Source organism: Streptomyces sp. 1-11 (assembly GCF_007176755.1).
Classification (GTDB): Bacteria; Actinomycetota; Actinomycetes; order Streptomycetales; family Streptomycetaceae; genus Streptomyces.
This window is the reverse complement of the sequence record NZ_BJTV01000001.1, coordinates 336,925-359,476: the sequence shown is the minus strand read 5'-3', so window position 1 is coordinate 359,476 and position 22,552 is coordinate 336,925. Positions and strand designations below refer to the sequence as shown.

17 protein-coding genes are annotated in these 22,552 nt (G+C 70.4%); 11 read left to right on the top strand and 6 right to left on the bottom strand.

What is annotated here, in order from left to right:
- Positions 1–31: 31 nt before the first annotated feature.
- Entirely contained in the window at positions 32–1,582 is a 1,551-nt protein-coding gene (locus tag TNCT1_RS01600) for a hypothetical protein (protein WP_143627331.1), read from the bottom strand.
- Between the two features lie 80 nt (positions 1,583–1,662).
- Between TNCT1_RS01600 and TNCT1_RS01595 the strand changes: the two genes are divergently transcribed.
- Positions 1,663–2,979, top strand: a complete 1,317-nt coding sequence (locus tag TNCT1_RS01595; RefSeq protein WP_373920450.1) for a hypothetical protein — start codon at positions 1,663–1,665, stop codon at positions 2,977–2,979.
- A gap of 17 nt (positions 2,980–2,996) precedes the next feature.
- Here TNCT1_RS01595 and TNCT1_RS01590 read toward each other — a convergent pair whose 3' ends face one another.
- Genes TNCT1_RS01590 through TNCT1_RS01575 form a run of 4 tightly spaced genes read right to left on the bottom strand, consistent with a single transcriptional unit; the run spans position 2,997 to position 6,856 of the window.
- Positions 2,997–3,767, bottom strand: coding sequence for a succinate dehydrogenase/fumarate reductase iron-sulfur subunit (locus TNCT1_RS01590; RefSeq protein WP_143627329.1), 771 nt, complete (start codon positions 3,765–3,767; stop codon positions 2,997–2,999).
- The gene (locus TNCT1_RS01585; RefSeq protein WP_143627327.1) at positions 3,764–5,695 is read right to left on the bottom strand and encodes a fumarate reductase/succinate dehydrogenase flavoprotein subunit; all 1,932 of its coding nucleotides are present in this window, start codon (positions 5,693–5,695) and stop codon (positions 3,764–3,766) included. The genes TNCT1_RS01590 and TNCT1_RS01585 overlap by 4 nt, the downstream gene beginning before the upstream one ends.
- Positions 5,696–5,718: 23 nt before the next feature.
- Positions 5,719–6,540 carry a hypothetical protein gene (locus TNCT1_RS01580; RefSeq protein WP_143627325.1) on the bottom strand — a complete coding sequence of 274 codons (822 nt, stop codon included), beginning with the start codon at positions 6,538–6,540 and terminating at the stop codon, positions 5,719–5,721.
- A 25-nt stretch (positions 6,541–6,565) separates the two neighbouring features.
- Positions 6,566–6,856, bottom strand: coding sequence for a hypothetical protein (locus TNCT1_RS01575; RefSeq protein WP_143627323.1), 291 nt, complete (start codon positions 6,854–6,856; stop codon positions 6,566–6,568).
- Between the two features lie 286 nt (positions 6,857–7,142).
- Between TNCT1_RS01575 and TNCT1_RS01570 the strand changes: the two genes are divergently transcribed.
- From TNCT1_RS01570 to TNCT1_RS01540, 7 genes are all read left to right on the top strand, one after another.
- Complete coding sequence (locus TNCT1_RS01570; RefSeq protein WP_143627322.1) at positions 7,143–9,383, top strand: ABC transporter family substrate-binding protein; 2,241 nt, start codon at positions 7,143–7,145, stop codon at positions 9,381–9,383.
- Positions 9,384–9,614: 231 nt separating this feature from the next.
- Positions 9,615–11,522: a translational GTPase TypA gene (typA, locus tag TNCT1_RS01565; protein ID WP_143627319.1), complete on the top strand. Its 1,908-nt coding sequence runs from the start codon at positions 9,615–9,617 to the stop codon at positions 11,520–11,522.
- Positions 11,523–11,927: 405 nt separating this feature from the next.
- The gene (locus tag TNCT1_RS01560) at positions 11,928–12,974 is read left to right on the top strand and encodes an ABC transporter permease (RefSeq protein ID WP_174266102.1); all 1,047 of its coding nucleotides are present in this window, start codon (positions 11,928–11,930) and stop codon (positions 12,972–12,974) included.
- A gap of 103 nt (positions 12,975–13,077) precedes the next feature.
- On the top strand, positions 13,078–14,874 hold the full coding sequence (locus tag TNCT1_RS01555; protein ID WP_143627317.1) for an ABC transporter substrate-binding protein: 1,797 nt from the start codon (positions 13,078–13,080) through the stop codon (positions 14,872–14,874).
- A gap of 99 nt (positions 14,875–14,973) precedes the next feature.
- Positions 14,974–15,951: an ABC transporter permease gene (locus TNCT1_RS01550; protein ID WP_143627315.1), complete on the top strand. Its 978-nt coding sequence runs from the start codon at positions 14,974–14,976 to the stop codon at positions 15,949–15,951.
- A gap of 15 nt (positions 15,952–15,966) precedes the next feature.
- Positions 15,967–17,028, top strand: a complete 1,062-nt coding sequence (locus TNCT1_RS01545; protein ID WP_143627313.1) for an ABC transporter ATP-binding protein — start codon at positions 15,967–15,969, stop codon at positions 17,026–17,028.
- 13 nt (positions 17,029–17,041) lie between these two features.
- Positions 17,042–18,163 (top strand): ABC transporter ATP-binding protein, encoded by a 1,122-nt coding sequence (locus tag TNCT1_RS01540; RefSeq protein ID WP_143627311.1) that lies wholly within the window; start codon positions 17,042–17,044, stop codon positions 18,161–18,163.
- On the opposite strand, the gene TNCT1_RS01535 is transcribed toward TNCT1_RS01540, so the two are convergent.
- Positions 18,160–18,900 carry a class I SAM-dependent methyltransferase gene (locus tag TNCT1_RS01535; RefSeq protein WP_143627309.1) on the bottom strand — a complete coding sequence of 247 codons (741 nt, stop codon included), beginning with the start codon at positions 18,898–18,900 and terminating at the stop codon, positions 18,160–18,162. The genes TNCT1_RS01540 and TNCT1_RS01535 overlap by 4 nt on opposite strands.
- Before the next feature lie 120 nt (positions 18,901–19,020).
- Here TNCT1_RS01535 and TNCT1_RS01530 point away from each other — a divergent pair, with 120 nt between their 5' ends.
- From TNCT1_RS01530 to TNCT1_RS01520, 3 genes are read left to right on the top strand one after another with little or no spacing between them, the layout of a single operon-like run.
- On the top strand, positions 19,021–20,640 hold the full coding sequence (locus tag TNCT1_RS01530) for an ABC transporter substrate-binding protein (protein ID WP_143627307.1): 1,620 nt from the start codon (positions 19,021–19,023) through the stop codon (positions 20,638–20,640).
- Between the two features lie 7 nt (positions 20,641–20,647).
- Entirely contained in the window at positions 20,648–21,571 is a 924-nt protein-coding gene (locus tag TNCT1_RS01525) for an ABC transporter permease (protein WP_143627305.1), read from the top strand.
- A complete protein-coding gene (locus TNCT1_RS01520; protein WP_143627303.1) occupies positions 21,564–22,544 on the top strand; it encodes an ABC transporter permease in 981 nt (326 codons plus the stop codon). The genes TNCT1_RS01525 and TNCT1_RS01520 overlap by 8 nt, the downstream gene beginning before the upstream one ends.
- The last annotated feature ends 8 nt before the right edge of the window (positions 22,545–22,552 follow it).

Sequence of the window (22,552 nt, the reverse complement as noted above, 5' to 3'; positions counted from 1 at the left end):
GGGCCCCCGGTGAGGGGCCCGGACAGCCGGGTCACGGCAGGTGGCGGCGGGAGCGGGTCCGGGGGCCGCCGAAGCTCGCCGGGGGGCCGCCGTCCGGTTCCTCGGCCAGCAGGACGCCGCCGAGCACGGCGCCGGTGAGACCGCTGGTGTGGCCGTCGGCGAACGGGTTCCCGTGGGCCCGGACGTCCTGCTCGGCCAGCTCGCGGGCCTGCCCGGCGAGCACGTCGGCCTCGGTGCCCGAGCCAAGGGCCCGTACCGCCTGCGCCAGCCGGGCCCGCGCCGGTGCGCCCACCGCACCGCGGTGCACGGCGACGAAGTCCTCCGCGGCGTCGACCGTGCCGCCCGACACGAGCAGCGCGGCGGCCGCCAGCACCCCGGACCGCCCCGCCCCGAGGCGCTCGACGGCCCGGGTGATCCGCCGCAGCGCGTCCAGCGGGTCGTACGGACCGCCGGTCAGCTCGGCGCGCACACCGGCCAGCGCGGCATCGGCGTGCGCGAGCCTGGCCCGCAGCTCACCGCCGGCCAGCAAGGCGGGTCCGCCCTCCTTGCGCACCGTGGCGATCTCCGCCTCCGCGCCGGTCAGCGCGGCCGGCACCAGCCCGGCCGCCTCCCGCAGCCGGGCCGCGAGCCGCTCCACCGCGGCGACCAGGGCGCCGGCCTGGCTGACGCCGCCCTCGGCGGCGCGCAACTGCCGGGCCGCCCGCGCCGGTTCGCCCGCATCGGCGGCCCGCCGCGCCTCGTTGAGCCGCTCCGTGGCGAACACCAGCCGGTCCTTGGCCTGTTCGACATACCCGGTGACGGGTGCGCCCGCCGAGGGCGCGTACCGCTCCCGCAGTCCGGCCGCCGTCACGTCGGCCGCGGCGGTCCGCGCGGCCAGCTCACGGAACCGTGCCTCCGCGAGCTCCAGGGCCGGCGTCACCTCAAGCTCCAGACCGCGCAGCCGGTCCAGCTCCGCCGCCGCGGCGTCCAGTCGCCGTCCCGCCTCCGCGCACCGCCCGACCACCCCCACCAGGGCCTGCCGGCGGGCCGCCGCCTCCGCCGGGACCCCCTCCTCGTACCGCCGCCACATCGCGAACGCGGCCGACAGCTCGGTCTCCGCGGCCCGCAGGGCGTGCGTGAACGGCTCGACCGCCGCCGCCCCCGACAGCTCCTCGACGTAGGACAGTTCCTCCCGGCTGCCGCGCACGCAGTCGTCGGCGAGCACCAGCGCGGCGCGGGCCTGCCGCTCGCTCTCGGCCGTCGTGGGCACGGGCGGCGCCGCCGGCACCACGCCCGGCGTGGTACGGGTCCGGGCCCGCCGGGTGCGCCGCAGATACCCGTAACCGGCCAGCACCCCGGCCGCGCCGAGGACGGCCACCGGCAGCACGAAGTCGGTCGCGGAGGTCTCGTCCTGCCGCGGCTCGGCGCGCCCGGCGACCGGTCCGGCCGGTGCGGCGGGAACCGGATCACCGCCGCCCGCCGTCATCACCGGCAACGCCAGCCACCCGGCACCCACGAGCGCACCGGCCGCGGCGAGCGCCAGGCGCACCCGTACGGGCGCGCGGGGGCGACCGGGCCGGCCGCGGAGCGGAGAGGACGTCACATTCCGGAGCGTATGGGCAGGTAGGCGCCTGCGCGAGTGGGGCGGACGCGGCCGGGGGAACACGAGGAACAGGGGTCGGGATGGAAGCGGAACGGCACGACCGGAACACGGAACCGAACCGAGCCACACCACCCGACAGGGCCCCCGAGACCCCACCCACACCCACCGCCACCCCGCCGGCCCGTGGCGACGCCCGGCCCACACCCGACGCCACCCCGCCGGCCCCCGGTGACGTCGCGCCCGTGCCGGGTGACGTGCCCTCCGGGCGTGGCGACGGGCCGCCCGCATCCGACGCCGGCCCGCCCGCGTCCGACGCCGGCCCGCCCGCGGCCGGCGTCGGCGACGCGTCCCCACCGCCCCCGGCCTTCGGCGCCCCCCGGCCCCCCGGGCCCAGGCGCCGTCGGCTGCGGCGGGTGCTGGGCGCGGTTCTGCTCGTGCTGGTGCTGCCGCTGCTCACCGCCGAGACGGCTCTGCGCGTCAACTACACCGGCAGCCCGGCCCCGGGCACCCTCACCCGTGACAAGGACGCCCTCTGGCTGGGCCACGCCTGGGTGGACGGGCGCAAGAGCGACGAGGACGCCAGGGCCCTCGCCGAACGCCTGCGGGGCACCGGCATCCGCGACCTGTACGTCCACGCCGGACCCCTGGAGCACGACGGCACCCTCCCGGAGGCGGCGTACCGGAAGGCGGGCCGGCTGGTCGCGGCCGTGCACCGGGAGCTGCCCGGCGTCCGGGTCCAGGCCTGGCTCGGCGACGTGCTGGCCACCGAGGGCCCCGACGGGCTGCGTCTGGAGCGCGCCGCCACCCGCGCGGCGATCGTCGCTTCGGCCCGCGACGTCCTCGCCGCCGGCTTCGAGGGCACGCACTTCGATCTGGAGCCCCTCCACTCCGGCGACCGCGACTACCTCTCGCTCCTCGACGACCTGCGCGCCCTCACCCGCGCCCAGCACGCCGTGCTCTCCGTCGCCGCGCACCAGATCGACCCGCTGCCCGGGTTCCACTCCTTCTGGGGCACGACCACCGGCCACCCCAAGTGGTGGTCGCAGGCCTACTTCGGGCAGGTGGCCCGCCGCGTCGACCAGATCGCCGTGATGTCGTACGACACCATGCAGCCGCTGCAGAGCCTGTACGGCGGTTATGTGGCCCAGCAGACCAGCCTGGCCCTGGAGGTCACCCCCGAGACCACCGACCTGCTCATGGGCCTGCCCTTCTACCACGAGAACCGCTTCGGCCACTGGGCCCACGCGGAGACCGTCCCGGCCGCCGTCCGCGGCGTCCGCCTCGGGCTGTCCCGCACGGACGCCGACCGCGCCCGCTTCGGCGTCGCGCTGTACGTCGACTTCGCGGCCACCGAGGCCGACTGGGCCGCTTACCGCGAGGGCTGGGCGCGGCGGTAGCGCCCGCGTGCCGCCCGCTACGGAGTCCGCCTCCTGATCCTGGACCCCAGCCACACCAGCGGGTCGTACTTGCGGTCGACGGCGCGCTCCTTCAGGGGGATCAGGGCGTTGTCGGTGATCCGGATGCCCTCCGGGCAGACCTCCGTGCAGCACTTGGTGATGTTGCAGTAGCCGAGACCGTGCTCGTCCTGGGCCGCGCGGCCGCGGTCCAGGCCCTTCTCGGCGGCCGCGTCCAGCGGGTGCATGTCCAGCTCCGCGACGCGCATCAGGAACCGCGGGCCGGCGTACGCCCGCTTGTTCTCCTCGTGGTCGCGCACCACGTGGCAGACGTCCTGGCACAGGAAGCACTCGATGCACTTGCGGAATTCCTGCGAGCGCTCCACGTCCTCCTGCGCCATGCGGTACTCGCCGGGCCCCAGACCGGCGGGCGGCACGAACGCCGGGATCTCCCGGGCCTTGCGGTAGTTGTAGCCGACGTCCGTCACCAGGTCCCGGATCACGGGGAACGCCCGCAGCGGGGTGATGGTGACCGTCTCGTCCCGGTCGAACACCGACATGCGGGTCATGCACAACAGCCGGGGCCGACCGTTGATCTCCGCCGAGCAGGAACCGCACTTGCCCGCCTTGCAGTTCCAGCGCACCGCGAGATCGGGCGCCTGGGTGGCCTGGAGGCGGTGCACGATGTCGAGCACCACCTCGCCGTCGTTGACCTCGACCGTGAAGTCGGCCAGGCCGCCACCGCTCACATCGCCCCGCCACACCTTGAAGCGGGCCTCGTAGCTGCTCACTCGTACAGCTCCTCTTCGGCGAGGTACTTGACCAGCTCCTCCTTCTCGAAGAGGGCGAGCAGGTCCGGGCGGACGGGTTCGGTGGTCTCCCGGGTGAGCCGGATCTGGGCCCGGGCGGGATCGGCGCCGGCGAGGGTTCCGCCGGGGTCGGCGAGCGCGCACAGCAGGTTCACGTTGCGCCAGGCGCGGTCCATCGCCGGATGGTCCTCGCGGGTGTGCCCGCCGCGCGACTCGGTGCGCTCCAGCGCGGCCCGCGCCACGCACTCGCTGACCAGCAGCATGTTCCTGAGGTCGAGGGCCAGGTGCCAGCCCGGGTTGAACTGGCGGTGCCCCTCGACACCGGCCCGCCGGGCCCGCACTCGCAGCTCGGCCAGCTTGTGCAGGGCCTGCTCCATCTCGCCCTCGCGGCGGATGATGCCGACCAGGTCGTTCATCGTCTGCTGCAGCTCCTGGTGCAGGGTGTACGGGTTCTCCGGCGGCCCCGCCTCGCCCTCCGCCCGCGCGGAGAACGGGCGCAGGGCCTCCGCGGACGCCGTGTTGACCTGGGCCTCGTCGACCCGCGGGCGCCGGTCCGCCGACGCCTGCGCGTACTCCGCCGCGTGCCAGCCCGCCCGGCGCCCGAACACCAGCAGGTCGGACAGCGAGTTGCCGCCGAGCCGGTTGGAGCCGTGCATGCCGCCCGCGACCTCACCGGCCGCGAACAGCCCCGGCACCCCGCGCGCCGCCGCCGTGTCGGAGTCCACGGCGATGCCGCCCATCACGTAGTGGCAGGTCGGCCCGACCTCCATCGCCTCGGCGGTGATGTCGACGTCCGCGAGCTCCTTGAACTGGTGGTACATCGACGGCAGCCGGCGCCGCACGACCTCCGCGGGCATCCGGGTGGACACGTCGAGGAAGACCCCGCCGTGCGGCGAGCCGCGGCCCTCCTTCACCTCGGAGTTGATCGCCCGGGCCACCTCGTCGCGCGGCAGCAGCTCGGGCGGCCGGCGGTTGTGGTCGGGGTCGTCGTACCACCGGTCGGCCTCCTCCTCCGACTCGGCGTACTTCTCCTTGAAGACGTCCGGGACGTAGTCGAACATGAACCGCCTGCCGTCGGAGTCGCGCAGCACTCCGCCGTCCCCGCGCACCGACTCGGTGACGAGGATGCCCTTGACCGACGGCGGCCAGACCATGCCGGTCGGGTGGAACTGCACGAACTCCATGTTCAGCAGCGGCGCCCCGGCCAGCAGCGCGAGGGCGTGCCCGTCACCGGTGTACTCCCACGAGTTGGACGTCACCTTGAACGACTTGCCGATCCCGCCGGTCGCGACGACCACGGCGGGCGCCTCCAGGACGAAGAACCGCCCGCTCTCGCGCTCGTAGCCGAAGACGCCGCCGACCCGGTCGGCGTCCTTCAGGATCCGGGTGACCGTGCACTCCTGGAAGACCTTCAGCCGTGACTCGTGGTCCCCGGTCTCCCGGGCGTCCTCCTGCTGGAGCGAGACGATCTTCTGCTGGAGGGTGCGGATCAGCTCGAGGCCGGTGCGGTCGCCGACGTGCGCGAGCCGCGGGTACTCGTGGCCGCCGAAGTTGCGCTGCGAGATCCGGCCGTCCTTCGTACGGTCGAACAGCGCGCCCCAGGTCTCCAGCTCCCACACCCGGTCCGGGGCCTCCCGGGCGTGCAGTTCGGCCATCCGCCACTGGTTGAGGAACTTCCCGCCGCGCATGGTGTCGCGGAAGTGGACCTGCCAGGTGTCGTGCTCGTTGGCGTTGGCCATCGCCGCGGCGATGCCGCCCTCAGCCATCACCGTGTGGGCCTTGCCGAACAGCGACTTGCAGATCACCGCCGTACGGGCGCCCCGCTCGCGCGCCTCGATGGCGGCCCGCAGCCCGGCGCCCCCGGCACCGACCACGACGACGTCCCACTCCTGCCGGTCGACCACGGACATCAATCAGTCCCTCACTGGAGTCTCTAGAAGAAGCGCGGATCGTCGAAGACGCCGGAAGCGACGAGGTAGACGTAGAAGTCGGCGAGCGCCACGCTCACCAGGGACGACCAGGCGAGCAGCATGTGACGGGCGTTCAGTCGTCCGACGAACTGCCACGCCCGGTAGCGCACGGGGTGCCGGGAGAAGTGCTTGAGCTTGCCGCCGACGATGTGCCGGCAGGAGTGGCAGGAGATCGTGTACGCCCAGATCAGCACGATGTTCGCCAGGAACACCAGGGTGCCCAGGCCCATGTGCCCCCAGCGGTAGTGCGTGTCCCGGAACGACAGCACCGTGTCGTAGGTCAGCACCCCGGCGACCAGCAGGGCGGCGTAGAAGAAGTAGCGGTGGACGTTCTGCAGGATCAGCGGGAAGCGGGTCTCGCCGGTGTACCCGCGGTGCGGCTCGGCCACCGCGCAGGCGGGCGGCGACGCCCAGAAGCTGCGGTAGTACGCCTTGCGGTAGTAGTAGCAGGTCAGCCGGAAGCCCAGCGGGAAGATCAGGATGATGATCGCCGGGGAGACGCCCCACCAGCTCCCGAAGATCTCCGCGTTCGGCCCGGCGCGCATGGTGCGGCAGTTCTCCGCCAGGCATGGCGAGTAGAACGGGGAGACGTACGGCGCCGCGTAGTAGTGCGCGTTCGAGAACGCCCGCCAGGTCGAGTAGACGACGAAGGCGAGCAGACCGGCCGCGGTGACGGCGGGCGCCAGCCACCAGCGGTCGGTCCGCAGGTGCGGGGCGGCGATGGCGGCGCGCTCGGCGCCGCGCACGCCGCCGCTGTCGGGTTGGGTTTCCGTACCAGTGGCCAAGGCAGGACTCCGGTCGGTTCGGGGGTCAGGGAGCGTGCCGGTCGCGGGCGCCCAGACCCTCGTCGTCCGAGTCCGTCCACAGGCTGATGTCGTACGGCGTGTCGGAGATGGTGACGAGGTCGGGGCGGCTCTGGGCGGCTGGCTGGCTCGCCGCCTCGCGCAGCAGCCGCAGGCTGTCGCGCAGATGGTCGGCGTCCGTCCGGACCCGGCGCATCTCCAGGCCGCCGCTGCCGATCTGCTGCTCCAGGCGTCCGATCGACCGGTGCAGGTCGTCGAGGCAGCGCTGGACGGATGTCAGTTCGTCGTGCACGGACATGATCTGCCCTCACTTCCGCGGGTCTGCGGTCCTTGGGCGGCGACGTTCATGCGCCTTGGAGTGTTGCGCGTCACACCTGGGGCTGTGAAGAGATGTGCACCGATTGGCCGAGGCGTACGGATGCACATGCGGTGTGTTGCGCCGCACGGGTGGGGTTCATGTCCGTTGCCGCCGTGTCGCCCGCTGTTGCCGGATCCTTTCCTCTTCAGTGGGCGCATAGATCTGATCAGCTCCATATACCGCCAAAAGTGATCATAACGCCCGCGGCTTCCCGGAGGTAGCAGAGATGTCCCAGCACGGCGTCGGCCTGCGCGCGGTCCTGCGCCCGGCTGTCTTCCTCACCGCGGGCGCCCTGGCGGTGCCGTTCCTGGCGGGCTGCGGCTCCGACGAGGAGGTGAGCCGTCCCCTGGCGGGACCGGACATCGGCCTGGTCGCCCGCGACAAGGTCGCCGACGGCGGCACGCTGAAGTGGGCCGTGGACGCGGTGCCGGAGACCCTGAACGCCTACCAGGCCGACGCCGACGCGGGCACCACCCGCGTGGCGCAGGCCGTGCTGCCGTCGATGTTCCGGTCCGACGCGAACGGCCGTCCGGTGGCGAACCCCGCCTACCTGGAGTCGGCCAAGGTCATCGAGACCGAACCGCGCCAGGTGGTGCTCTACAAGCTGAACCAGCAGGCGGTGTGGAGCGACGGCCGGGAGATCGGCGCCGCCGACTTCGCCGCCCAGTGGCGCGCCCTGTCCGGCAAGGACAGCGCCTACTGGACCGCCCGCAACGCCGGCTACGACCGCATCGAGAAGATCGAGCGCGGCTCCGGCGACCTCCAGGTCCGGGTCACCTTCTCCCGCCCCTACGCCGACTGGAAGTCGCTGTTCTCCCCGCTGTACCCGAAGGACGTCATGGGCACCCCCGACGCCTTCAACGACGGCGCCCGCCGCAAGCTGAACGTCACCGCCGGACCCTTCAAGGTGGACAAGGTCGACACCGCCAAGAAGGACGTCGTCCTGACCCGCAACCCGCGCTGGTGGGGCAGCCCCGCCAAGCTCAACGAGCTGGTGCTGCACGCGGTGGACCGCGACAAGCGGGTGGCCGCGCTCGCCGACGGGACCGTGCAGCTGGCCGACATCGACGCGGCCGACGCCGAGCGCATCAAGGCGGCCGGCGGCTCGGCCGGCTCCCCGCTGCGGGGCGGCGGCAAGACCTCGGTGAGCAGGCTGCGGTCCTGGGCGCTGGCGCACGGCTTCGACGCCGAGCAGGTGAAGGCGGGCCGGAAGAAGCTGCGCCAGGCGATCACCCGCTACCTGGAGCAGCAGCAGGAGCTGCGCGCCTTCGCCGTCCGCAAGTCGCTGGAGCCCGCCTACACCCAGCTCGCCCTCAACGGCGCCGGCGGCATGCTCGCCGACGAGCGGGTCCGCCGGGGCGTCGCCCGCGCCCTGGACCGGCAGGAACTGGCCAAGGTCGTGCTGACCCCGCTGGGCCTTCCCGCCGTACCGGTCGGCAGCCACCTCGCCCTGTCCGGGCAGGACGCCTACGCCGACGGCAGCGGCGCCCTGGGCGGCCCGGACGTCAAGGAGGCGCAGGCGCTGCTCACGGACGCCGGCTGGGTGGCCGGCGGACCGGTGAAGGAGCGGAAGCAGTCCGAGAAGGCGGCCGGCGCCGAGCACGACAAGGGTGAGAAGGGCGAGAAAGGCGAGAAGGGGGAGAAGGGCGAGAAAGGGGAGAAGAGCGAGAAGGAGGAGAAGTCCGACGGCGACGACGGCGAGTACATCGTCGGCGAGGACGACAAGGGCAAGCTGCACGAGTCGGCCGAGGAGCGGCACGAGAAGGGCGACGAGGGCGGCAAGCACCTCGCCCAGGACGGCCGGCAGTACCCCGGCACGGAGCTGAAGCACGGCAGCGCGCCGGGCGCCTACGCCCCCCGGGGCACCGCCGCCCCGGCCGGCGCCGTGGCCGCGCCGCTGGCCAAGGACGGCAAGGCGCTCGACCTGCGCTTCGTGCTGCCCTCGGGCCCCGGCTCCGAGACGCTGGACACCGTCGCCGCCCGGATCTCGGCGATGCTGGCGAAGGTCGGCATCCGCACGACGGTCACCAAGGTCTCGGACGAGAGCTACTTCAAGGACCACATCGCCTCCGGCGACTACGACCTGGCGCTGTACTCGTGGCCGTCGTCCGCCTTCCCCGCCACCGACGCCCGGCCGATCTACGGCAAGCCGATCCCGGCCGCCGACGGCTCGGTCAACATCGAGCAGAACTACACCCGGGTCGGCACCGACCAGGTCGACCAGCTCTTCGACCAGGCCGCGGCGACGCTGGACGAGGGTGAGGCCCGCGACCTGATCCGCAAGGCCGACTCCCGCATCTGGGCGGCCGCCGCGTCCATCCCGCTCTACCAGCGGCCCGAGCTGGTCGGAGCGCGCAAGGACGTGGTCAACGCCGGGGCGTTCGGCTTCAAGGCGCCGGTCTACGAGGACATGGGCTTCCTGAAGAAGGGCGCGAAGATCGCGCCCGGCCCGACCGCGACGAAGTGACGACCGGCCGGTCCGGCGAATGAACCGGAGCCTGTCCGGCGGATGAACCGGAGCCCGTCCGGAGCGTGAACCGGAACCGTCCGGCTCCCGTCCCCGTGGCCCTGCGGAGGCCTCAGCCCGCAGGGCCACGTACCATGGGGTGAGGCCGTGGCGTGTCCAGCCCGGCAGGGCCCGCGCAGCAACACCGACGTCCGCGCAGGGCAATCCTCAATTCCGGGAGTACGCCGCAATATGGCCACGCGCCACGACATCCGTAACGTCGCCATCGTCGCCCACGTCGACCATGGCAAGACCACCATCGTCGACGGCATGCTGAAGCAGGCCGGCGCGTTCGCCGCCCACCAGCTCGACTCGGTGGACGACCGGGTCATGGACTCGAACGACCTGGAGCGTGAGAAGGGCATCACGATCCTCGCCAAGAACACGGCGGTGAAGTACCACCCCAAGGACGGGGGGGACGTCATCACCATCAACATCATCGACACCCCCGGTCACGCCGATTTCGGCGGCGAGGTCGAGCGCGGTCTGTCGATGGTCGACGGCGTGGTGCTCCTCGTCGACGCCTCCGAGGGCCCGCTGCCGCAGACCCGCTTCGTGCTGCGCAAGGCGCTCCAGCAGCGCCTGCCCGTCATCCTGTGCATCAACAAGACGGACCGCCCGGACTCCCGGATCGACGAGGTCGTCAACGAGACCTACGACCTGTTCCTGGACCTGGACGCGGACGAGGAGCAGATCGAGTTCCCGATCGTCTACGCCTGCGGCCGTGACGGCATCGCCTCGCTGACCAAGCCGGACAACGGCACCGTGCCGGCCGACTCCAACAGCCTGGAGCCGTTCTTCTCCACGATCCTGGAGCACATCCCGGCCCCCACCTACGACGAGGACGCCCCGCTCCAGGCCCACGTCACCAACCTGGACGCCGACAACTTCCTCGGCCGCATCGCGCTGCTGCGCGTCGAGCAGGGCGAGCTGCGCAAGGGCCAGACCGTCGCCTGGATCAAGCGCGACGGCTCCATCAGCAACGTGCGCATCTCCGAGCTGATGATGACCGAGGCGCTCACCCGCAAGCCCGCCGAGGTGGCCGGCCCCGGTGACATCTGCGCCGTCGCCGGTATCCCGGACATCATGATCGGCGAGACGCTGGCCGACCCGGAGAACCCGGTCCCGCTGCCGCTCATCACGGTCGACGAGCCCGCGATCTCGATGACGATCGGCACCAACACCTCGCCGCTGGTCGGCCGGGGCGGCACGGGCAAGGGCGCCGACGCGAAGGCGGCCGTGAAGGACCGCAAGGTCACCGCCCGCCAGGTGAAGGACCGCTTGGACCGCGAGCTGATCGGCAACGTCTCGCTGCGCGTGCTGGACACCGAGCGTCCGGACGCCTGGGAGGTCCAGGGCCGCGGTGAGCTGGCGCTCGCCATCCTGGTCGAGCAGATGCGCCGCGAGGGCTACGAGCTGACCGTCGGCAAGCCGCAGGTCGTCACCAAGGACGTCGACGGCAAGACCTACGAGCCGGTCGAGCGCATGACGATCGACGTGCCCGAGGAGCACATGGGCGCCGTCACGCAGCTCATGGGCGTGCGCAAGGGCCGGATGGACAACATGTCCAACCACGGCTCGGGCTGGGTCCGCATGGAGTTCGTCGTGCCGTCCCGCGGTCTCATCGGCTTCCGTACCGAGTTCCTCACCCAGACCCGCGGCACGGGCATCGGCCACTCCATCCACGAGGGCTTCGAGCCCTGGTTCGGCACCCTGACGACCCGCAACAACGGCTCCCTGGTCGCCGACCGCTCCGGCGCCGTCACCGCCTTCGCGATGACGAACCTCCAGGAGCGCGGCGTGCTCTTCGTGGAGCCGGGCACCGAGGTGTACGAGGGCATGATCGTCGGTGAGAACTCGCGCTCCGACGACATGGACGTGAACATCACCAAGGAGAAGAAGCTCACGAACATGCGGTCCTCGTCGGCCGACTCGTTCGAGGCGATCGTGCCGCCGCGCAAGCTGTCGCTGGAGCAGTCCCTGGAGTTCTGCCGCGACGACGAGTGCGTCGAGGTGACCCCGGAGGCGGTTCGCATCCGCAAGGTGAACCTGGACGCCCGCGAGCGCGCCCGCGCCGCGAGCCGCGCCAAGCACGGCTGACGCCCGCGCCCGAAAACCTATGGAACCCGGCCCTCCGCCATCTGGAGGGCCGGGCTTTCGGTCTGTATGTCCGTACCCGGCACGGGTAGCGGCGCGGTGACCGGTTCGCCCGGCAAGCCGCCGGTACCGAGTGTTCGGATAGCGGGGACGCGCGCGTCAAGTTTCGGACATGTAACGAAAAAAAAGTAACGAGCTGTCCGATTTGCCGAGAACCCTGCGGTCGTGTCAAGCGCGCACAGGTGTCGATCTCTGCAATTTTTGCTCAAAATATTGACGGTAGGGAGATCCCTATGTCTTCCGCCCTTGACGCGCGTTGAACGCATTGGCGAAAGTTCCCCCAAACCGCAGAACTCTCCGGTATCTGCGCTGCGCTCAGCTCTCCAACCCCCCGGGGGAAGAACTCACATGTCCAGTCCTGCCAAGGCTGAAGGCTCCGGGCCGTCGGTTGCCCTGGAGCCCGAACTCGAGCCGGCTCCTGCGCCCGCCAAGGGCGAGACCAAGCTCGAGGGTCGCTCTCCCGGCCAGTTGATGTGGCAGCGCTTCAAGCGTGACCGTACCGGTGTCATCTGTGCGGCGATAGTGATTTTGTACTTCGTCATCGGTCTGGCCGCGCCGCTGCTGACCAAGATCAGCGGGACGGACCCGTACACCCTGTACGGCCAGGACCCGACGTACCAGAACTCGCCGGTCCTCGACGACTTCGGTCTGCCGCTCGGCTACTTCGGCGGTCTGTCCGGGTCGCACTGGTTCGGCGTGGAGCCGCAGTACGGCCGTGACGTGTTCGCCATGCTGGTCTACGGCATGCGGACCTCGCTGTTCATGGCGCTGGGCATCACGGTCCTGATGATGGTGACGGGTGTCATCCTCGGTCTGATCGGCGGTTACTTCGGCGGTAGGACCGACTACTGGATCGGCCGCGTCACCGACTTCTTCCTCGCCTTCCCGCAGCAGCTGTTCTTCATCGCCTTCATGCCCGTGGTGACCGCGTTCTTCGTGGACCCGCGCGAGGAGACGCCCACGTACCTGCGTGCCGTCGCGATGCTCATCGTGCTCTGGCTCCTCGGCTGGATGGGCATGGCCCGTCTGGTGCGCTCGACCGTGCTGTCGCTGCGCGAGCGTGAGTTCGTTGAGGCCGCCAAGGTCTCCGGCGCATCGCCCTGGCGGATCGTCCGCAAGGAGATCCTGCCGAACGTGGTGACGCCGATCCTGGTGCAGTTCACGTACACGCTGCCCAGCACCATCCTCACCATCGCGTTCCTGTCCTTCGCGGGCGTCGGCTTCGTCGAGCCGACCCCGGACTGGGGGAAGCTGTTCGCCAACGGTGCCAAGTACACCGAGCAGGACCCGGCGTTCCTCTTCTTCCCCGGTCTCGCCTTGGTGATCTTCGTCCTTGCCTTCAACCTCCTCGGAGACTCGGTACGGGACGCGTTCGACCCCAAGTCCGGGCGGTAGATCGTCCGCTTGTGGGGGGATGACTGCCACCCCCGGAGTCGGCCTACCAGCCGCGTCAGGCAGTACTCAGGAATAACAACCGACAGGTAGGTGCATTCGCCTCATGAAGTCGTTCAGCTCGCGCAGAGCGCAGGCCATCGTCGTCGCTTTCGCGGCCGGCTCCCTCGTGCTCACCGGATGCTCCGAGAACAAGGGCTCCAACACCGGCGCGGACTCCAAGAAGGACCAGAAGGAAGCCTCGGTCCAGTCGAAGGCGGTCACCTACGCCGACGCCGCCGGCTCCACCGGTCCGGCCGAGGACATAGCCGGAGCCCAGAGCGGCGGCACCATCACGGTCTACCAGGAGGCGGGCCTCTCGCACCTGGACCCGGGCCAGATCTACGTCTCGGACGCCGGCCAGGTCGCCAACCTGCTCTTCCGTCGCCTGACCCAGTTCAAGGAGGACGACAAGGGCAACGTCTCGGTCGTGGGTGACCTCGCGACCGACTCGGGCAAGTCGTCGGACGGCGGCAAGACCTGGACGTTCACCCTGAAGGACGGCGTCAAGGACGCCAAGGGCAACGTCATCACGTCCGCCGACGTGCGCCACTCCGTCGAGCGCCTGTACGCGAAGTTCATCTTCGACGGCCCGACCTACCTGCAGAACTGGCTGAGCGGCGCCAAGTACCGCGACGCGCTGCCCAAGGGCGGCTTCGACGGCAAGCACCTGCCGAAGTCCGTCCTGGACACCCCGGACGACAAGACCGTCATCTTCCACTTCGACACCCCGCGCCAGGACCTGCCGCAGACGCTGGCCATGGCCGGCTACGCGATCGTCCCGGCGAAGGACGACACGAAGGAGAAGTACGACTCGGCCCCGGTCGCCACCGGCCCGTACAAGGTCCAGTCGTACAAGAACGGCAAGTCCCTGGTGCTCGTCAAGAACACCAACTGGGACCCGAAGACCGACTCCGTGCGCCACCAGTACGTGGACGGCTTCAACTTCCAGTTCGGCGTCACCGAGTCGACCCAGACCAAGCGTCTGATCGCCGACCAGGGCAACGACAAGAACGCCATCCAGTTCACCGGCGGCGTCGAGGCCACGCAGATCCAGGACGTCATCAAGAACCCGGCGGTCAACAAGCGCACGGTCAAGGGCTACCAGCCCTACGTGATGCAGCTGACCTTCAACCTGGACCGCGTGAAGAACCTGAAGGTCCGCCAGGCCGTCACCTACGCGCTGAACTCCAAGTCGCTCATCGCCGGTGAGGGCGGTGTCTACGGCGGCGACGTGGCCCCGAACTACTTCGCCCCGACCCTGCCGGGCTACGAGGCCGGCTACGACCCGTACGGCCGTCTGAAGACGCCGCAGGGCAACATCGCCAAGGCCAAGGAGCTCCTCAAGGGCGTCCCGGCGGCCGAGAAGAAGGTCGTCTTCGCCTACGGCAACAGCGAGAACGGCCAGAAGCGCAAGGTCGCCATCGAGGACGCCCTCTCCAAGGTCGGCTTCAACGTCGTCTCCAAGGAGGTCGACGCGGCGAGCTACTACGAGCAGATCGGCAAGCTCAAGAACCCGTACGACATGTACGTCACGGGCTGGGGCCAGGACTGGCCGTCGCCGTCCACGGTCGTCACCCCGATCTACGACGGTGAGCAGGTCGCCGACGGTTCGTCGAACTACTCGCACGTCAACGACCCCAAGGTCCAGGCGCTGATCAAGAAGGCGCTGAACGAGAAGCCCGAGCAGGCCGCGGCCACCTGGAAGGAGGCGCAGCACTACCTGCTGGAGAAGATCGTGCCGGCGGCTCCGCTGTGGTACACCAAGCAGTTCCAGCTCTCGGGCTCGAACGTGGGCGGCGCCCGCTACAGCTCGGTGTCGAGCCTCCTCGACATCAACCACCTGTTCCTGAAGAAGTCGTAACTCTCTACGGCTGAACGCGGGGACGCGCACCAGGCGGAGCGCGTCCCCGCACCTCCGTGAAACCTTCCACTCGTCTCCGCAGAGAGCAGCCCTCCCGCCATGCTTCAGTTCATCATCCGGCGCACGGTCGGTGCCCTGGTCACCCTGTTCCTCATCGGCGCCGTCACGTTCTTCCTGTTCGTCGCCGCGCCATCCGATTACGCCTCTCTGGCCTGTGGCAAGGACTGCTCTCCTCAGCGGCTGGAGGACATCCGCCAGGCCCTCGGCCTCAACCTCCCGATCACCCAGCAGTTCTGGGACTTCATGTCGGGCATCTTCGTCGGCCGTGACTTCCCGACCGGTCACTGCAGCGCGCCGTGCCTCGGCCAGTCGTTCTACTCGGGCGACATGGTCTGGTCGACGATCACGGACCGCTTCCCGACTACGCTGACGCTCACCGCCGGCGGTGCGGTCGTCTTCCTCGTGGTGGGTGTGGGAGCCGGCATGATCGCCGCGTACAAGCGCGGCTCCGTGGTCGACAAGGTCGCCACCGGCGCCTCGATGGTGCTCAGCTCGTTCCAGATCTACCTGCTCGGCCCGATCGTCCTGTGGATCTTCGTCTACAGCACGGGCTGGATGGAGAACCCCGCGTACGTCCCCATCACCGAGGACCCCGTGGGCTGGTTCACCGGCATGCTGCTGCCCACCCTGGTGATGGCCACCATCTTCACCGCGCAGTACACCCGTATGGCGCGCTCCTCCATGATCGAGCAGCTCGCCGAGGAGCACGTGCGCACCGCCCGCGCCAAGGGCATGTCGCGCAAGTACGTCTTCTTCCGCTACGCCTGGCGTGGCGCGCTCATCCCGATCGTCACCGTCCTCGGCATCGACCTCAGCAGCATGCTGGGCGGCGCCGTCGTCACCGAGCTGACCTTCTCGCTGCAGGGCATCGGCCGCCTGGCCGTGGACGGCGCGATCCACAAGGACCTCCCCATGACGATGGGCGTCATGCTGTTCGGTGCCTTCTTCATCCTGATCTTCAACATCCTCACCGACATCGCGTACGCCTGGATCGACCCGCGCGTCCGGCTCTCCTAGGAAGAACGAACCACCGTGACCACACTGACCAAGACCGAGGACGCGTCGGCCCCGACCGGTCCGGAGAGCTTCCTCTCGGTGCGCGATCTGAAGGTGCAGTTCTCCACCGAGGACGGCATCGTCAAGGCGGTCGACGGCCTCTCCTTCGACGTCGAGCGCGGCAAGACCCTGGGCATCGTCGGCGAGTCCGGCTCCGGCAAGTCCGTCACCAACCTGACGATCCTGGGCCTGCACAACCCGCGGACCTCCAAGATCGACGGGGAGATCGTCCTCGACGGCAAGGAACTCGTCACCGCGAGCGAGCGCGAGCTGGAGCGGCTCCGCGGCAACAAGATGGCGATGATCTTCCAGGACCCGCTGACCGCCCTGTCGCCGTTCTACACGGTGGGCCGCCAGCTCTCCGAGCCGTTCATGAAGCACCGCGGCGCCTCCAAGAAGGAGGCCAAGGACCGGGCCATCCAGATGCTGGAGAAGGTCGGCATCCCGCAGCCCAAGGTGCGCTTCGACGACTACCCGCACCAGTTCTCCGGCGGTATGCGCCAGCGCGCGATGATCGCCATGGCGCTGATGTGCGACCCCGAGCTGCTGATCGCCGACGAGCCGACCACCGCGCTCGACGTGACCGTGCAGGCGCAGATCCTCGACCTGCTGAAGGACCTCCAGCAGGAGTTCGGCTCCGCGATCATCTTCATCACCCACGACCTGGGCGTCATCTCGCACATGGCCGACGACCTGCTGGTGATGTACGCCGGCCGGGCCGTGGAGCGCGGCAGCGTCCGCGAGGTGCTGCACGAGCCGAAGCACCCCTACACCTGGGGCCTGCTCAGCTCGATGCCGCGCCTGGACAGCGACCTGGACCAGCACCTGACGCCGATCCCCGGCACCCCGCCCTCGCTGCTCAACCCGCCCGCCGGGTGCCGCTTCCACCCGCGCTGCGTGTTCCGCGAAGAGGTGCCGGGCAACCTCTGCTCGGAGGTGCGGCCGCCGCTGGGCGAGGGCCGCGCCGCCGCGTGCCACCTGACGGACGAGCAGAAGCAGACCATCTTCATCGACAAGATCCAGCCCCGGCTGCGCTAGGGAGAACCGAGACATGAGCGACAACCTCACCCTCCCGGCACAGCAGGGCACCTCCGGCACCCCGGCGGAGGCGCTTCTGGAGGTCAAGGGCCTCACGAAGCACTTCCCGATCTACGGCGGCTTCCCGATCAAGCGGAAGGTCGGCGCGGTGCAGGCCGTCGACGGCATCGACCTCACGGTCGGCGTCGGCGAGAGCGTCGGCCTGGTCGGCGAGTCCGGCTGCGGCAAGTCGACCACGGGCCGGCTCATCACCCGGCTGCTGGAGCCGACCGCCGGCTCGATCACCTACGCCGGGCGCGACATCACGCACGCCTCGCGCCGGGAGATCGCGCCCGTGCGGTCCGAGATCCAGATGATCTTCCAGGACCCGTACTCCTCGCTGAACCCGCGGCAGACCGTCGGCTCGATCATCAAGTCGCCGATGGAGGTCAACGGGATCGATCCGGAGGGCGGCCGGGAGAAGAAGGTCCGCGAGCTGCTCGAGCTCGTCGGCCTGAACCCGGAGCACTACAACCGCTTCCCGCACGAGTTCTCCGGCGGTCAGCGCCAGCGCATCGGCGTCGCCCGCGCGCTGGCCCTGAACCCGAAGCTGATCGTGGCGGACGAGCCGGTCTCCGCGCTGGACGTGTCCATCCAGGCGCAGGTGGTCAACCTGCTCCAGGAGGTCCAGAAGGAACTCGGCATCGCCTTCCTGTTCATCGCCCACGACCTCGCCGTGGTCCGGCACTTCTCGCAGCGCGTCGCGGTGATGTACCTCGGCAAGATCGTCGAGGTCGGTGACCGTGAGTCGATCTACAACCGGCCGCGCCACCCCTACACCCACGCCCTGCTGTCGGCCGTGCCGGAGGTCGGCGTCGACGAGGAGACGGCGGACCGGGAGCGCATCCGGCTCTCCGGTGATGTCCCCTCGCCGATCCACCCGCCGTCCGGCTGCCGCTTCCGCACCCGGTGCTGGAAGGCGCAGGACAAGTGCGCGACCGAGGAGCCGCCGCTGGTGCAGCTCTCCGGCAACCGCGCCGGGCACCTGACGGCCTGCCACTTCCCGGAGGACCCGACGACCGAGGCCCGTGACGAGGACATCGTCATGGACCCGGCGCTGGTGGCGCTGGAGGAGGGCGAGGCCCCGCAGGCCTAGGGTGCGGCCCGGGCCACGGTGATGATCTCGGGAGCGGCGGGGGCCAGCGGCCCCCGCCGCCAGTCCCCGTAGCGCTCGGCGGCGGCCAGCCCGGCCTCGCCGAGGAAGCCGTCCAGGGCGTCGGCGTCCAGGAACCGCAGGGTGCTGCGGCACACCAGCGGCCGGTCCCACCGCGCGCCCGCATAGGTCTCCGTGAATCCGAGCCGGTCCCCGACGGGGGCCGGCTCGGCGTCGTGCCACACCCGTACGGTTCCGCCGTCCCCGTCGGGGATCTCGTACACCTTCTCCGGCGTCCAGCGCTCCCAGGCGCGGGCCGCCGGATTCCGCGTCTCGAAGACGAACCGGCCGCCCTCGGCGAGCGCCCGCCGGGCCCCGCGCAGACAGTCCCGCACCTCCTCGTCGCCGAGCAGTTCCTGGAAGGCGTGACCGGTCATCACGACCAGGTCGAACGCACCTTCCCAGTGGTGCGTCGTGAAGTCCCCGAGCACCCATTCGGCCTCCGGTTCGGCCCGCCGCGCCTGTACGAGCATGGCGGCGGCCGGATCCAGGCCGGTCAGCCGGCCCCGGTGGCCCGCGGCCCGGGCGGCGCGCAGCAGCCGGCCGGTCCCGCAGCCCACGTCGAGCACTCTCTCCGCCTCCATGACGAACCCCAGATAGAAGTCGTCGGAGGGACCCCAGGCGTTCAACTTGTCGTACAGAGAAGCGAGTTCCACGTCGGCGAATACGCGATCGACCATGCGGTGAGTCTGCCTGCTGATCCGCCGATCAGTAAGTGGATCCGGGAATCCGCCACGAGCCGTGCGTTTTGTATGCCTTTTCGTGTGATATGTCTGATCCTGTATCAGGAGGAGGTGCCGATGCGCGGAGCCGGGCACGCCCGATGGGTCGCGGGCGCGGTGGTACTGGCCCTCGCCGCGACGGCGTGCGGGAGCGGCGCGGGCGCCGGCGGCGCCGGGGTGCTGACCTCCTCCTGGGGCGACCCGCAGAACCCGCTGGAGCCGGCCAACACCAACGAGGTGCAGGGCGGCAAGGTGCTCGACATGATCTTCCGGGGCCTGAAGCGGTACGACCCGAGGACCGGCCGGGCCAAGGACATGCTCGCCCAGAGCATCGAGACGGCCGACTCGAAGAACTTCACGGTCAGGGTCAGGGACGGCTGGACCTTCTCCAACGGCGAGAAGGTGACCGCGAAGTCCTTCGTGGACGCCTGGAACTACGGGGCGAGCCTGCGCAACAACCAGAAGAACGCGTACTTCTTCGGGTACATCGAGGGCTACGACAAGGTCCACCCCGACACCGGGAAGCAGACCGCGGACACCCTGTCGGGGCTCCGGGTCACCGGCCCCCTGACCTTCACCGTCCGGCTGGGCCAGAAGTTCTCCAGCTTCCCCGACACCCTCGGCTACGTCGCCTTCGCCCCGCTCCCCAGGGCGTTCTTCACCGACCACGCGGCCTGGGTGAGCAAGCCGGTCGGCAACGGGCCGTACCGGATCCGCTCGTACACCAAGGGCTCCGCCATGGCCCTGGAGAAGTGGGCCGCCTACCCGGGCCGGGACCGGGCCCGCAACGAGGGCGTGAGCCTGCTGGTCTACACGGACAACAACACCGCCTACACCGACGTGCTGGCCGGCAACCTCGACCTGGTCGACGACGTGCCCGCCACGCAGCTCAAGAACGTGCGGACCGACCTCGACGGCCGCTACATCAACACCCCGGCCGGCATCCTGCAGACCCTCGCCTTCCCCTTCTACGACCCCAGGTGGAACACCGACGGGGCCCGGAAGGTGCGCACGGGCCTGTCCATGGCGATCAACCGCGCGCAGATCACCAGGACCCTCTTCCGCGGCACCCGCACCCCCGCCACCGACTGGACCTCCCCGGTCCTCGGCCCGAAGGGCGGCTACCAGTCCGGGCTGTGCGGCCACGCCTGCGACTACGACCCCGCGGGCGCCAGGAAGCTGATCCAGGAGGGCGGCGGCGTCCCCGGCGGGCAGCTCAAGATCACCTACAACGCCGACTCGGGCTCGCACAAGCAGTGGGTGGACGCCGTGTGCAACTCCATCAACAACGCCCTCGGCAACGACCGGGCCTGCGTCGGCAACCCGATCGGCACCTTCGCCGACTTCCGCAACCAGATCGCCCGGCACAAGATGCCCGGTCCCTTCCGGGCCGGCTGGCAGATGGACTACCCGTTGATCCAGAACTTCCTGCAGCCGCTGTACTACACGGGTGCCTCCTCCAACGACGGCACCTGGTCGAACAGGCAGTTCGACCGGCTCGTCGACCGGGCCAACGCCGAGACCGACACCGCCCGCTCGGTCGCGCTCTTCCAGCAGGCCGAGGGCGTGGTGCGGGACAACATGGCCGCCATTCCGCTGTGGTACCAGAACGGCAGCGCCGGCTACTCGGCGCGCCTGTCCCACGTGGCGCTCAACCCCTTCAGCGTCCCGGTCTACAACGAGATCAAGGTCGGCTGAGCACGTCATGGGGCGCTACGTCGCGCGGCGGCTGCTGCAGATGGTCCCGGTGTTCGTCGGGGCCACGCTGCTGATCTTCCTGATGGTGAACGTCATGGGCGACCCCGTCGCCGGCCTGTGCGGCGAGCGGAGCTGCGACCCGGCGACGGCGGCCCAGCTCAGACAGGAGTTCGGCCTCGACAAGCCGCTCTGGCAGCAGTACCTGACCTACATGGGGAACGTCTTCACCGGTGACTTCGGGACGGCGTTCAACGGCCAGCCGGTCACCGAGCTGATGGCGACGGCGTTCCCGGTCACCATCCGGCTGACGATCGTCGCGATCCTCTTCGAGATCGTCGTCGGCATCGTCCTGGGCGTGGTGACCGGGCTGCGGCGCGGCCGGCCCGTGGACACCTCGGTGCTCGTCCTGACCCTCGTGGTCATCGCCGTCCCCACCTTCGTCACCGGTCTGCTGCTCCAGCTCCTGCTGGGTGTCGAGTGGGGCTGGATCAAGCCCTCCGTCTCCCCGGCCGCGGCCTTCGACGAGCTGATCGTGCCCGGCCTGGTCCTCGCCTCCGTCTCCCTCGCCTACGTCACCCGGCTGACCCGCTCCTCCATCGCCGAGAACAGGCGGGCCGACTACGTGCGCACGGCCGTCGCCAAGGGCCTGCCCCGGCACCGGGTGATCACCCGGCACCTGCTGCGCAACTCGCTCATCCCCGTCGTCACCTTCATCGGCACCGACATCGGCGCGCTGATGGGCGGCGCCATCGTCACCGAGCGGATCTTCAACATCCACGGCGTCGGCTACCAGCTCTACCAGGGCATCCTGCGGCAGAACACCCAGACGGTCGTCGGCTTCGTGACCGTGCTCGTGCTGGTCTTCCTGGTCGCCAACCTGCTGGTGGACCTCCTGTACGCCGTGCTCGACCCGAGGATCCGCTATGCCTGAACGGCGACGGGAGCAGGACGGTGCGATCGCCGGAACCGGCATGGGCGGCGCCATGGACCTGGCGGCGAGCGAGGCGACGACACTGGAGGGGACCCCGGGCGGCCCCGGGGGCGCGAAGGACACCGGCAGGCCGCGCTCGCTGTGGTCCGACGCCTGGCGGGACCTGCGCCGCAACCCCGTCTTCCTGGTCTCCGCCCTGGTCATCCTCTTCCTGGTCCTCATCTCCCTGTGGCCCTCGGCGATCGCGCCCGGCAGCCCCCTGAGCTGCGACCTGGCCAAGGCCCAGGACGGACCCGGGCCGGGCGCCCCCTTCGGGTACGACGGCCAGGGCTGCAACGTCTACACCCGGACCGTGTACGGCGCCCGCACGTCCGTGACGGTCGGCGTCTGCGCCACGCTCGGGGTCGCGCTGCTCGGATCGGTGCTGGGCGCCCTGGCCGGGTTCTTCGGGGGAGCGTGGGACTCGGTGCTCTCCCGGGGCACCGACATCTTCTTCGCCATCCCGGTCGTCCTCGGCGGGCTCGTCCTGCTCTCCGTGGTCACCAGCAACACGGTCTGGCCGGTCATCGGGTTCATGGTGCTGCTCGGCTGGCCGCAGGTCTGCCGTATCGCGCGCGGCTCGGTCATCACCGTCCAGCAGAACGACTACGTGCAGGCCGCCCGCGCCCTGGGCGCCTCCCCCTCCCGGATCCTGCTGCGGCACATCGCCCCGAACGCCGTGGCCCCGGTCATCGTCGTCTCCACCATCGCGCTCGGCACGTACATCGCGCTCGAGGCGACCCTGTCCTACCTCGGCGTCGGGCTGAAACCGCCCAGCGTCTCCTGGGGCATCGACATCTCCGCCGCCTCCCCCTACGTCCGCAACGCCCCGCACGCGCTGCTGTGGCCCGCGGGAGCCCTCGCCGTCACGGTCCTGGCCTTCATCATGCTCGGCGACGCGGTGCGCGACGCCCTCGACCCGAAGCTGAGGTGACGCACCGC